The organism is Peribacillus frigoritolerans (assembly GCF_040250305.1).
Classification (GTDB): Bacteria; Bacillota; Bacilli; order Bacillales; family DSM-1321; genus Peribacillus.
The window spans coordinates 1108911-1121388 of record NZ_CP158190.1; the positions used below are offsets into that span (position 1 = coordinate 1108911).

12 protein-coding genes are annotated in these 12478 nt (G+C 40.5%); 6 read left to right on the forward strand and 6 right to left on the reverse strand.

Features of this window, described 5'->3' with window-relative positions; genetic code table 11:
- Positions 1 to 14: 14 nt before the first annotated feature.
- On the reverse strand, positions 15 to 635 hold the full coding sequence (locus ABOA58_RS05430) for a DUF47 domain-containing protein (RefSeq protein WP_350301535.1): 621 nt from the start codon (positions 633 to 635) through the stop codon (positions 15 to 17).
- A 237-nt stretch (positions 636 to 872) separates the two neighbouring features.
- A complete protein-coding gene (locus ABOA58_RS05435) occupies positions 873 to 1871 on the reverse strand; it encodes an inorganic phosphate transporter (protein ID WP_350301536.1) in 999 nt (332 codons plus the stop codon).
- Positions 1872 to 2256: 385 nt separating this feature from the next.
- Here ABOA58_RS05435 and ABOA58_RS05440 point away from each other — a divergent pair, with 385 nt between their 5' ends.
- On the forward strand, positions 2257 to 3087 hold the full coding sequence (locus tag ABOA58_RS05440; protein ID WP_350301537.1) for an aldo/keto reductase: 831 nt from the start codon (positions 2257 to 2259) through the stop codon (positions 3085 to 3087).
- Between the two features lie 474 nt (positions 3088 to 3561).
- Positions 3562 to 3816: a GlsB/YeaQ/YmgE family stress response membrane protein gene (locus ABOA58_RS05445; protein WP_170946860.1), complete on the forward strand. Its 255-nt coding sequence runs from the start codon at positions 3562 to 3564 to the stop codon at positions 3814 to 3816.
- 872 nt (positions 3817 to 4688) lie between these two features.
- On the opposite strand, the gene ABOA58_RS05450 is transcribed toward ABOA58_RS05445, so the two are convergent.
- The gene (locus ABOA58_RS05450; RefSeq protein ID WP_350301538.1) at positions 4689 to 5600 is read right to left on the reverse strand and encodes an RluA family pseudouridine synthase; all 912 of its coding nucleotides are present in this window, start codon (positions 5598 to 5600) and stop codon (positions 4689 to 4691) included.
- 233 nt (positions 5601 to 5833) lie between these two features.
- On the opposite strand from ABOA58_RS05450, the gene ABOA58_RS05455 reads away from it, so the two are divergent.
- Positions 5834 to 6253: a DUF5365 family protein gene (locus tag ABOA58_RS05455; protein ID WP_350301539.1), complete on the forward strand. Its 420-nt coding sequence runs from the start codon at positions 5834 to 5836 to the stop codon at positions 6251 to 6253.
- Between the two features lie 68 nt (positions 6254 to 6321).
- Here ABOA58_RS05455 and ABOA58_RS05460 read toward each other — a convergent pair whose 3' ends face one another.
- Together ABOA58_RS05460 and ABOA58_RS05465 are read right to left on the reverse strand one after the other, a co-directional pair.
- Complete coding sequence (locus ABOA58_RS05460) at positions 6322 to 6792, reverse strand: thioredoxin family protein (protein WP_350301540.1); 471 nt, start codon at positions 6790 to 6792, stop codon at positions 6322 to 6324.
- Positions 6792 to 7229 carry a disulfide oxidoreductase gene (locus ABOA58_RS05465; RefSeq protein WP_350301541.1) on the reverse strand — a complete coding sequence of 146 codons (438 nt, stop codon included), beginning with the start codon at positions 7227 to 7229 and terminating at the stop codon, positions 6792 to 6794. Before ABOA58_RS05465 ends, ABOA58_RS05460 begins: the two co-directional genes overlap by 1 nt.
- Positions 7230 to 7419: 190 nt before the next feature.
- Between ABOA58_RS05465 and ABOA58_RS05470 the strand changes: the two genes are divergently transcribed.
- The 3 genes from ABOA58_RS05470 (at position 7420) to ABOA58_RS05480 (ending at position 11979) form a co-directional block, all read left to right on the forward strand.
- Entirely contained in the window at positions 7420 to 8967 is a 1548-nt protein-coding gene (locus ABOA58_RS05470) for a GNAT family N-acetyltransferase (RefSeq protein WP_350301542.1), read from the forward strand.
- A 154-nt stretch (positions 8968 to 9121) separates the two neighbouring features.
- The gene (locus ABOA58_RS05475; protein ID WP_350301543.1) at positions 9122 to 10852 is read left to right on the forward strand and encodes a phospho-sugar mutase; all 1731 of its coding nucleotides are present in this window, start codon (positions 9122 to 9124) and stop codon (positions 10850 to 10852) included.
- Positions 10853 to 11451: 599 nt separating this feature from the next.
- Positions 11452 to 11979 carry an NADPH-dependent FMN reductase gene (locus ABOA58_RS05480; RefSeq protein WP_350301544.1) on the forward strand — a complete coding sequence of 176 codons (528 nt, stop codon included), beginning with the start codon at positions 11452 to 11454 and terminating at the stop codon, positions 11977 to 11979.
- Positions 11980 to 12110: 131 nt separating this feature from the next.
- Here the strand turns inward: ABOA58_RS05480 and ABOA58_RS05485 are convergent, their stop codons facing one another.
- A complete protein-coding gene (locus tag ABOA58_RS05485; protein WP_048689737.1) occupies positions 12111 to 12353 on the reverse strand; it encodes a YhdB family protein in 243 nt (80 codons plus the stop codon).
- Positions 12354 to 12478 lie beyond the last annotated feature (125 nt).

The window sequence follows — 12478 nt, forward strand, 5'->3', positions numbered from 1 at the left end:
TATTGGGGTACTCCTTAGGCGTTTTTCATTATGATTGTTTCAAGTGTATTGGCCACCGCTTGACAGTGATCGGCGATCTCTTCAAGGCTTTCGTAAATTTCTTTATATTGAATGATCCTGATTGGATCTTTTTCTACTGTAAACAAGTTTTTGATTGATTGACGTTGGATTCCGTCACAAACGGATTCAAGATCTTTAATTTTTATTGCATGTTCACGAATCATTGGCAATTTTTTAGTGGATAGTGTATCGACAGCATTTTCAATCTCATACGTACACTGTTTGATTGCATCCACAAACTTAAGCATATACTCATCTGCATTGACAATTGAGTACATTTCGAATAATGCCGCACAGTGTTCCAAACCGTCTATGACATCATCCATTCTCATGGTTAATTCAAGGATATCCTCCCGTTCGATAGGAGTGATGAAAGCATTGTTCAGCTCTTTGATCACATTATGAACCATTGAATCGCCTTTATGCTCAAAGTCTTTCATCGTATCTGAAAATACTTTGAGATCGGAGATGTTCTTGAGTTTATAATCCGCGAAATAGTCAGCACCTTCTTTTAGGTTTTGAGCGATGTTAAAAAGCATTACAGCGAATTTGTCTTTTTTTGATTTAAAAGCCATGTTAAAGCCTCCCAATTAGTCATGCAAATTTACGCACTTTAGTCGTACGCTTAGTATTAACAAATTGATTGTAACGAATTCATGTAGTATCCGGGAAGGTTTTTCGACGAAAATTTACAAAATCTTAATAAAACTTTACATAAAAAAACAAGGAAAATTAAAAAAAGGGAAAAAGCCTGCATTTATAAGGGGGAATTGTAAAAAAAAAGCCTTTCCGATATGGAAAGGCGAAAGGTTCTATAAAAATAAAGCAATCAAATAGTAAATGATTCCAGCTAAAGAAGCAGAAATTGGCAATGTAATGAACCAAGTGACCAACATGTTTTTGGCGGTTCCCCATTTTACCCCTTTGATGCGGTGTGCAGAACCGACCCCAAGTATTGAAGAAGAAATGACATGAGTCGTGCTGACAGGCATATGCAGGAAGGTTGCGCCGAAAATGATCGATGCACCAGTCATATCGGCAGCAACTCCATTAACCGGACGGATTTTCATGATTTTACCGCCAACTGTTTTGATGATCTTCCAACCTCCGATAGATGTACCAAGCGCCATGGCAATTGCGCAGGATAATTGTACCCAGAAAGGAACCTCAGAGGTAGAGGCATATCCGTTAGCGATCAAAGCCATCGTGATGATACCCATGGATTTTTGAGCATCATTCGTTCCATGTGTATAAGACTGGATGGCCGCTGTGAGAATTTGTATTCTCCTGAATCGCTTATTGGTTTTTCCTAAATTATTATTTTTGAATACTACCTTGAAAATACTGTATACAATGAAACCAAGCGTAAAGGCAAGGATGGGAGATAGAATCAATGCTTGTACAATTTTAGTGAATCCACTCCATTTAATCGCATCGAATCCACTAGCCACGATGGCAGCTCCCGCTATTGAACCAATGATCGCATGGGAGGAACTGCTTGGAATGCCAAAATACCAGGTGATTAAATTCCATATTATGGCCGAAATTAGAGCAGCAAGGATTACATAAGAACCATTGTTCAATGTGAAAGGATCAACGATATCCTTCGTAATGGTATGCGCAACACCGGTAAAGGTCAGTGCTCCTAGTAAATTCATGACCGCAGCCAGGATGATTGCATGACGTGGTTTAAGCGCCTTGGTTGATACTGCTGTAGCGATGGCGTTAGCCGTATCATGGAAACCATTGATAAAGTCAAAGACCAAAGCAAAAATAATAATTAGCACTGTTAAGATGAGTATGCTATTCATACATGGAGGACTCCCTTGATTTCAAGTGTAAAGTGTATATGGATTTTGGCCAATGAATGGGCGCAAAACAGTTTGCAACTCCTCAATATTTAGAATGGGAGTTTTACGTTTGATTATTCTTTAAAAGCTGACACCTTCTTTTTTACTTGGTTTTAAATCGAACTATTCAATTGTAACGAATTTCATACCTATAAGGATAGATGTTTCGTCATTTTTTTACAAAATATTTAACTTGGTGAATGATTAAAAAGATAAAATGTTTCCTCTTATATATATAAACGGGTGCGTTTCGTTTAAGGAACTCTATAAATCCCGAGGCTTATGGTTAGAAATAGAAGGTGGAGGGATGTATAATTGGTAAATAAAAGTAAGGGGGAATGATGGAATGATTTCAAACATTGGGGAAACGATCACCTTACATAATGGAGTTAAAATGCCACAGTTAGGTTTTGGTGTATTTAAAGTGAAAAACGGCAATGAAACGGTTGAGTCTGTCAAGAAAGCGATCGAAGTTGGATATCGTGCGATCGATACTGCGGCCATTTATGAAAATGAAGAAGGTGTTGGCCAGGCGATTCGTGAATGCGGCGTGCCTCGTGAAGAATTGTTCATTACATCTAAAGTGTGGAATACAGAGCAAGGATACGAAACGACGCTCCAGGCATTTGATGATAGTTTAAATCGCCTTGGCTTGGAATACTTGGATTTATACTTGATCCACTGGCCGGGAAAAGATAAATATCTGGAAACCTGGAGGGCTTTGGAAAAGCTTTATAAGGATGGCAAGGTGAAATCAATCGGTGTAAGTAATTTCCATGTTCATCATTTGGAAAATTTACTTGCAAACAGTGAAGTGAAGCCGGTCGTCAATCAAATTGAATTACACCCACTTTTGACACAAGTAGAAATTCGTGATTACTGTGCAAAACATGAAATAAAGGTAGAATCTTGGAGCCCGCTAGGAAGAGGGAACCTATTGGAAGAGCCGACAATTAATCATATAGCGAAGAAGCATGGGAAAAGTTCAGCGCAAGTGTTGATTAGATGGCATCTGCAACATGATCTAGTTGTAATACCTAAATCGATTACGCCGTCCCGTATCGAGGAAAATGCACAGGTATTTGACTTTTCATTAAGCCTGAATGAAATGAATCAAATAGATGCCTTGAACAAAAATGAACGGTTCGGCAGCAATCCCGATGAACTTTTGTTCTAAGAATGCTGCAAATAATAGAAGGGTGTCCCGATAATTGGGGCATCCTTTTTCTTTTTCCTTTATGAACATAATTGAGACAGTTACTGCTTATACTAACAATGTGACAAAGTTAAAGCCTATGGTATACCCGTTTAATATGTCTGATAATCCTGTTTTCGTTACCAAATATTTTTTAAAAAAATTAGGTTTTAGATTATTATAACGGGGAAAATAATGAGTACAGCGGCAAACAAAAAGAAAAAAATCACTAACATGAGGATTGTCCAATCAGTTACTCAAGGGCTATAGCTAGCTAACTCTACCCAATAACTAAAGCATTCACATTCATTAGATATCGTGCTAATCGGCATCATACCATTTTGAATGTAAAAGTTAAAATAACTGAAAAATTGCATGACAATATGGAAGTGATTTGATTTCTTGGAGTCTGCTGCAGAAATGAAAAAATAACTAATTTGAAGGAGGAAATATATTATGGGATTTTTATGGTCATTAATTATCGGAGGTATCATTGGTTGGTTAGCAGGTATGATCGTTGGACGTGACGTACCATTTGGAATTATCGGTAACATTATCGCTGGTTTTGTTGGTGCATGGTTAGGTTCATTAATTCTTGGGAACTGGGGACCTTCAGTTGCAGATTTCGCGATAATTCCAGCATTGATTGGTGCAATCGTATTTGTCTTCATCTTAAGCCTTATCTTAAAAGGCATGAGAAAAGCTTCATAAATACAAAAAATAAAGCTGGCCCAAGTGGCCAGCTATTTTTTTATGCCAAAAGAACGGATTTCGTCCCGACATGCGTATAATTCGGTTGACCTAACATGCAGAAAATCAGTCCGCTGAAAAAAAATATGAGCGACAATTCGGATAATATTAATGAAGAAATAAGTACACCGTCCGAAAAGGAATGGTGTTTCAGACTGTCACAAATTCAAAATTAATTGAGTTAGCAAAAAAAGTGTTGATTTCCACTTCAGGCACTCGCTTTCCGCGGGCGGTCCGGGAAGCCTCCTCGGCGCCTTGCGCCTCCGGGGTCTTCCCTGGACACGTTTTCCCGCAGGAGTCTCGTACCTTACGCTCCAATCAACTTTGTTTTACCTTTTAGATAGGGCCCCATTTGTCTACAAACTCGATAATAATTGATTTTTCCTACAGTACTTTTGAGTGTTTATAGAATTGAAACGTTGATTTCCTCTCCAGGCACTCGCTTTCTGCGGGCGGTCCGGGAAGCCTCCTCGCCTGCGGGGTCTTCCCTGGACACGTTTTCCGGCAGGAGTCTCGTACCTTACGCTCCAATCAACTTTGTTTTACCTTTTAGATAGGGCCACATTAGTTTGCAAACTCGATAATAATTTTTCCTACAGTATTTTTTGAGTGTTTATAGAATTGAAACGTTGATTTCCCCTTCAGGCACTCGCTTCCCGCGGGCGGTCCGGGAAGCCTCCTCGGCGCCTTGCGCCTGTGGGGTCTCCCTTGGACTCGCTATTCCCGCAGGAGTTTCGCACACCCGCTCCAATCAACTATGTTTAAAAATTTAGATAGAACTCCTTTTGTCTACAAAAAAAACACCGTCCGGTATGGAACGGTGTTTTTTTTGTTTAAATGGTGAAATCGAATATTTCAGGTTTATCAATGAAAGGAGCTTCAACGATCATTTTTTCTTCTGAAATGGGGTGGATGAATTCAATTTTTCTTGCATGAAGGGCTTGACGTGGAAATGTCCTTTTTCCGCCATATAAGGAATCTCCGGCCAAGGGGTGGTTCAAATGACTGAAATGCACCCTGATCTGATGGGTTCGGCCGCTTTCCAGGGTGCAGCTGACGAGTGTCAAGTTTTTCTTGGGATAGCGGTTGAGCACCCGATAGTGGGTGACTGCCGTCTGGCCTGTAGGGGAAACCCTTCTTCTCGTGGCATGGTGGCGGTCGCGGCCAATTTTTTCTTTGATTTCGCCTTCATCCTTTTTAATGTTTCCTTGTACTAAAGCTAGGTAAGTCCGCTTGATTTCCCTTTCTTCCAACATTCTATCCAGCATGGACCCAACAAGGCGGTTTTTGGCAAAAAGGACGGCACCGGTGGTATCTTTATCAAGCCTATGAATATGCTTGATCATACAGGTCTGGCCGTTTTTTTGAAGATGGTGTGCGACTCCATTGAGGAGGGAATGTGCTTCACCCGGCTGAGAAGGGTGGGTATCCATTCCAGCCGGTTTATTGGCTATCAACAACACATCATCTTCATATAAGATGGAAATTCCTAAGTCTGCCGCTTGTACTGTTTCATTTTCAGCGTGATCCAATAAGGGGATTCTGATCGTATCTCCTTCATTAAGGATTGTTGACCATGTTACGGAATTCCCGTTCACTGTCACTTCTTTACTCATTCTCCATTCATGCACTAATTTCTTTGGGGCCTTCCAACGCTCCCTAAAAAGTTTTTCCAATGTTAATCCATTCCAAGTTTGGAGAACATCTATTATTAAATGTTGGTTAGTTATTCTGAAATTTTCCAATAAAAACTCCTACTTTCGACTGCTTTGGTTTTTGATTAAATGAAAAAAATATATAATAATCAAGAATTAGTCATGAAAAAGTAACTTTGGACCTATTGCTGAAATTTTCGTGGTGGAAATTACCACATATTTTTTACAATATTTATGTTATTCTAGTGGGAAAGAAATCGCTTGTCCTAGAATATACATATAATAGATAGGTCTAACGGATCTGAAAAAAGGTGGTTTTTTTAGTGAAGACGGTCTTTTCTTCAACGGAAGAACAAGAGCAAGAAATAGCGAGTCTCGTTTCTCGTTTCTACGAATCTGTATTTCCAAAATACTTTACGGAAAGTGAAATCCTTCATTTTCGCGAGATTGGCGTTTTAGAGCCCAATCAAAGTTCTGTTACTTACTTGGCAACATTAAGAGACGCATTTCAAGTAATGACATGTCTTCAAGTCCTTATGTCGATATTAGACAAACAAAAGAGAGAAGAGTTTATAGTGATGGAACCTGAATCTGAAGAATTGTTCCAACATAACATCACTCTATTGAATGAATGCGGAATATTCTTCCCCTTTTATTATGACCATTTTTCAAGTATAAACCAAGAATCGAATAATGAGATTCAGATGATGGACATCCAGGTGGCTAATCAATATTTAGTATAAGGCAAAAAAAATGAGCCGGCTATAACGGGAGAAGCATTTCCGTTAGGGCCGGCTCATTTTTTCCATCCTTAATTAATATCGTGGTCCTTGAACCATTTCTCGAACGTTTCCTCATCATTATAGCCAACGATCCGTTCTTGTTCTTTGCCATTATTATAGTGAACGATGGTCGGGGTCTTTTTGATGCCATAATCGCTCCATCCTTGTTCAAACTCCAAAAGATTATATTGAACTAGATCGATTCCCAACTTTTCTGCCAAAGGAGCCACGATTGGCGTGGTTTTTAGACAATGCGGGCACTCAGGACTATAGAAGTAAACGGTCACATCTTCATTATCCTGGAGGTCCTGCTCCAATTCTTCCGGCAGGATCAAGTTTTGATAATTGGGGTCATCCAGCTGATCGACAGTAGCGGGTTTAAGCTTATCCTTGCCGTATGGATTTCCTTTTGATTTTTCTTCTTTTTTCAAGTTTGTAAAAACGCCCAGCAGGACAAATATCGCGACGATTATCACTAAAAATATAGCCATTTTCTTCATTAAGCTGCAACCTCCTTGGATCTTGTCCATATGATGTAACTGCATATGAAAATAATGATGAATGCAGTCAAGGCTAGGAACGGGATGGTGATGAAACCAAATACGTTTATATATTGACCTGTACATGGAACCCTTCCGCATGCAAGGGTGTGGTCAGAAAAGAATGAAACCTTTTGTATCAAGTAATGGTACGTGGAAATGAATGCACCGATAGCGGATAATATCATCGTATAAAAGCTGATCCAATAATCTTTTCGAATGATTGCAATTCCTAAAATGATCGTAAAAGGATACATGATGATCCGCTGATACCAACAGAGCACACAAGGTTCATATTGCTTGATTTCAGAAAAATATAAGCTTCCAAACATAGCAATGATGGAAGCAGCCCAGGCTGCAAATAATAAGTTTTCCACACTGCGTTTTGTATTGTTCATGGTTCCTCTTCCCCATCTCTTTATACTCTCATGAAAAGTATAGTATGTAAGGACCGCGTATGTAAAATATATATTCTTTTAACGGACAATCAGAATGTTTTTATTTGAAATCCATGGGTAGGTTCAGTTGTTTTAATTTTTGAATAAGGGGTATAATTCTTATGGAAGAGATTAAAGGAGTCTGAGGAAAATGCCTAATTTGGACCTGCATAAATATGAAAAAATAATGGAAATACGTAATATGAGGCTAGGAGACATAGATGAAATAATTGCTTTGCAGTCGAGTTGCTTTCCTGGAATGGTTCCCTGGAAGCGAGATCAGCTTGAGAGCCATCTGGCAATTTTTCCAGAGGGGCAGTTTGTGGCTGAATATGATGGAAAAGTGATTGGCTCATGTTCCAGCCTCATTATTAATTTTGACGAATATGATGACCGCCATACATGGGATGATGTAACCGATAATGGATACATCACGAATCATAATCCGGACGGTTATAATTTATATGGAATCGAGGTCATGGTCCATCCTGAATTCCGCAGGATGAAAATTGGCCAAAGACTATATGATTCAAGGAAAGAACTTGTTGCCCATTTGAACTTAAAAAGCATCATTATCGGGGGCAGGATCCCCAATTACCATAAACATGCGGATGAATTGTTACCAAGGGAATATGTGAAAGAAGTGCAATTGCATAAAATATATGATCCGGTTCTTTCATTCCAGCTTTTAAATGGGTTCACGCTTATGAGGATCAATCCGAATTACTTGCCGGATGATCTGCAATCGAATAAGTATGCTACGCTCATGGAGTGGAATAACGTCGATTATCAGCCAAAAACAAAACGTTATTATAAAACATCGGAACCGGTACGTATCTGCGTCGTGCAATACATGCTGCGTAAAATCGATTCATTCGAAGATTTCGCTAACCAAGTCGAATATTTCACCGATGTTGCTTCAGATGCCAATGCGGATTTCGCCGTGTTCCCGGAATTGTTCACAACCCAGCTGATGTCTTTCTTGAATGAAAGATCACCAAGCTTGGCTGTCCGGAAACTGTCGGATTTCACGGAGCAATACATTGAATTGTTTACCACTTTAGCTGTAAGGTATAACGTCAATATCATCGGCGGTTCCCATTTCGTTAAAGAAGATGATGACAATATCTATAATATCGCTTATTTATTCCGTCGCGATGGGACGATTGAAAAGCAATATAAAATTCATATCACACCGAATGAAAGAAAATGGTGGGGTATTAACGCAGGTGACCGCGTTCGTGTCTTTGATACGGATTGTGGAAAAATCGCGATACAAATTTGTTATGATATTGAGTTTCCGGAACTCGCCCGGATTGCTACCGACATGGGAGCCAAAATCATATTCACTCCATTTTGTACAGAAGACAGGCAAGGCTATCTGCGGGTTCGTTATTGTGCCCAGGCCCGTGCCGTGGAAAACCAAATTTACACCGTCATTTCCGGAACGGTCGGAAATCTTCCGCAAACGGAAAATATGGATATCCAATATGCCCAATCGGGAATCTTCTCTCCATCGGATTTCGAATTTGCGCGTGATGGCATAGTCGGGGAAACAAGCCCGAACCTTGAGATGGTACTGATTGGCGATGTCGATTTGGAAATCTTAAGGCGGGAGCGTCAATCTGGTACTGTAAAGCAATTGAAAGATCGCCGCCATGATATTTACCATCTGCATTACAAAGATGGCCAAAAATAAAGAAGTAAACGAGCTCGTGATGTGAAGAATGCTGGATTCGGTTCTTTTCATTACGAGCCTTTACTTCATTTATTGGAATAAATATGATAATTTTGTATATGTAAGGCAGATACATAATAAGAAAATATGAGGCGTTTGGGAGGAGATGTTGGAGATGGACTGGAAATCTTTATACACCACTTGGGCAGGGTACCAGAATTTAAATGGGGAATTACGTGTCCTCCTTGAGGAAATGCAGCGGGATGAAGCACAACTCGAAGATGCCTTTTATAAAAATTTAGAATTTGGAACAGGCGGAATGCGCGGGGAAATCGGGGCAGGAACGAACCGGATGAATCTTTATACTGTAAGGAAGGCAACGGTGGGGTTGGCTCAATATATCTCTTCGTTTGGGGAAGAAGCGAAAGGAAGAGGGGCTGTGATCGCTTATGATTCAAGACATAAGTCCCCGGAATTTGCACTCGAAGCAGCTAAGACCTTGGCAACATTTGGGGTGAAGGCTTATTTATTCGATGAATTGCGTCCAACTCCAGAATTGTCATTTGCGGTTCGCGAGCTGAATGCTTTTGCTGGAATCGTCATCACGGCAAGCCACAATCCGCCTGAATATAATGGTTACAAGGTTTATGGGTCAGATGGGGCACAATTGCCACCGGAAGCGGCTGATCAAGTGATCAGCTACGTGAATGCCATTGAAAACGAGCTTGAAATTCAGGTTGAAGAAGCTGAAATCCTTAAAGGGCAGGGCCTCATCGTAATGGTTGGGGAGGAAGTGGATGCAGCGTATAATCGTGCGTTGCTTACAGTTCCCGAGAACCCGCAGCTTGCCGAGGAAATAGATGTGTCAATCGTCTTTACACCGCTTCATGGAACGGCAAATAAATCCGTCAGGCGGGCACTGCAAAGCTTAGGGTATCAAAATTTGCATATCGTTAAGGAGCAGGAATTGCCAGATCCGGATTTTTCGACAGTTCAGTCTCCAAATCCGGAGGAACCAGCTGCATTTGAAATGGCCATCGAGCTTGGTAACAAGGTGGAGGCGGACCTATTGATAGCAACGGACCCAGATGCCGACCGGCTTGGAATTGCCGTGAGAGACGAGAGGGGCCAATATGTTGTCCTGACTGGAAATCAAACAGGTGCTCTTTTCCTGGATTATTTACTGTCCCAGAAGAAAGAAAAAGGGAAGATTCCCCAAAATGGAATCGTCTTAAAAACGATCGTCACTTCAGAAATCGGCCGGACGATTGCTGAGTCATATGGCTTGAAGACGGTTGATGTACTTACCGGGTTTAAGTTCATCGCCGAGAAAATAAATCAGTATCATGTAAGCGGGGAAAGCAGCTTTTTGTTCGGATATGAAGAAAGCTACGGTTATCTGATTAAAGACTTTGCACGTGATAAGGATGCCATTCAAGCTGCAGTGCTTGCTGTCGAGGTCTGTGCCCATTATAAAAAGCAGGGATTGACCCTATATGAAGGGTTGCTGAATGTGTTTGAAAAGTACGGCTTTTACTTGGAAGGTTTGCGTTCATTGACTTTAAAGGGCATTGAGGGAGCGAAACAGATTTCTGGAATATTGAATCAATTCCGTCAAAATCCTCCTTCCCGAATTGCTGGCATTCCGGTAGTCGCTGAAGAAGATTACCAAAGCAGCAAGAAGCGTACATTACTTTCAAATGATGAAGAATTGATCGAGCTTCCGAAATCAAATGTATTGAAGTATTTCCTTGAGGATGGTACATGGGTTTGCCTGCGTCCTTCAGGCACTGAACCGAAAATTAAATTCTATTTCGGTGTCCAAGGTAAATCAATGCAAGAAGCTGAGTCCAAGTTATCGGGAGTCATGGAAGATTTCATGAGCAAGATTGAAGCATTGGTTTAAATGTATGAAAGCTAGACGAAAGACTGTAGGCAAACTCGATGAAAAATCAGTTTGCCTGCAGTTTTTTATTTAGAAAAGTTCATTTGATTTCAGAAATCCGCTCCCTTTCCGCCCGACTGTCTGCCAAGCCGCATCAAAGTAAGCGCCTCTGGGGTCTCGGCTAGCCAGTAGTGTCGCAAATTTTCTTTAATCCAATGAGGATAACAGTAAAAAACCATAAAGACCGGAGCACTTTATTCGACTCGCTGCACTGTCTTGGGCCGTTGACATAGTTTATCGACCCAAGCCTCACTGTATTCGGTCGTTCACGCACTGTATTCAACCTATCCAGGACAGTATTCGACCTACCTCGCACATTATTCGACCGTTGAGGCATTATATTCGACCGTTCACGAATTTTTTTCGACCCTCACCTCGCGATTGGGACTCCGAATCCCATTTTGTCGTTAAAGTTAAACGAAAGACTTCTTCGGTCTTTCGTTTTTTTATGCTTTTTAGTTGCATGAAAAATCAAAATTCTAGGAAATTCCGTTTCGGTTTTGGTATACTGTATTGGCGACTGATCTCGGAAAACATCGGGAATAATGGAGGTTTAATTCATGAAATTAGTAATCATTAATGGTTCACCACGTAAACAAGGGCGTACGGGGATTGCCTCACGCTACATATCCAAGAAATACGGAGCGGAACTTATTGATTTAAGCAATAGCGAAATCCCTTTATATTCAGGTGAAGGTGAGCAATATCAACTGGAAGTGATCCAAGGTCTTCGGAAAAGCATCGAGGAAGCTGATGGCGTAATTCTGACAACTCCGGAATATCATGGTTCCATGAGCGGAGCCTTGAAAAATGCCTTGGATTTTCTAAGCAGTGAACAATTCACGCATAAACCAGTAGCTTTATTGGCTGTCTCCGGCGGAGGAAAAGGCGGAATCAATGCCTTGAATTCCATGAGAACAGTGGGTCGAAGCCTTTATGCAAATGTGATCGCCAAACAATTGGTTCTGGATCCGCATTGCTTCGATTACGAAAATGATGGTTTATTTGAAGAATCTGCGGTACTTGTAGAAGGTATGATTGAAGAACTTAAAATGTATGCAAACGCATATGCTGCAATGAAAAAATGATGAAATGAGGGTCAGGTATTTACATACCTGACCCTTCCTTGTTTTTATAGGGTTTCACCAGCCAAAGTTATATCCCCGAACATTAATCCTCTTGTATAATTTTTCCCGTTTTGCAAAAACTATAGTTGATTTTAGCTTGGAAGTTCACTTAAATAATCACTTGTTTTTTCTGCCGCATGATCCAGATATCGAAGCAGTGCATACAGCTGGGATTGAACGATTTGATAATCATGCTCAAACCTGTAAGCGTGCAAAAAATGTTCTATTTTTTTTGAAAGAAAGTGATCTTTCGTTCGAACCATCAATACTAACAAGCTGTCCCAATCAGAACGGTGTGTGTGAAACAATGCCTGATCATAATCAGCGATCCTCATGTTCTTCTCCCCCTTATAAGGAGCTATTTGTATTTTGTTCAGATACGACAGAACATTTCCTTACAATAAGTGGCGATGTATATGGACCGCGGTTGTTGCTTTTTACCTGAATAAAAATAAAAGGT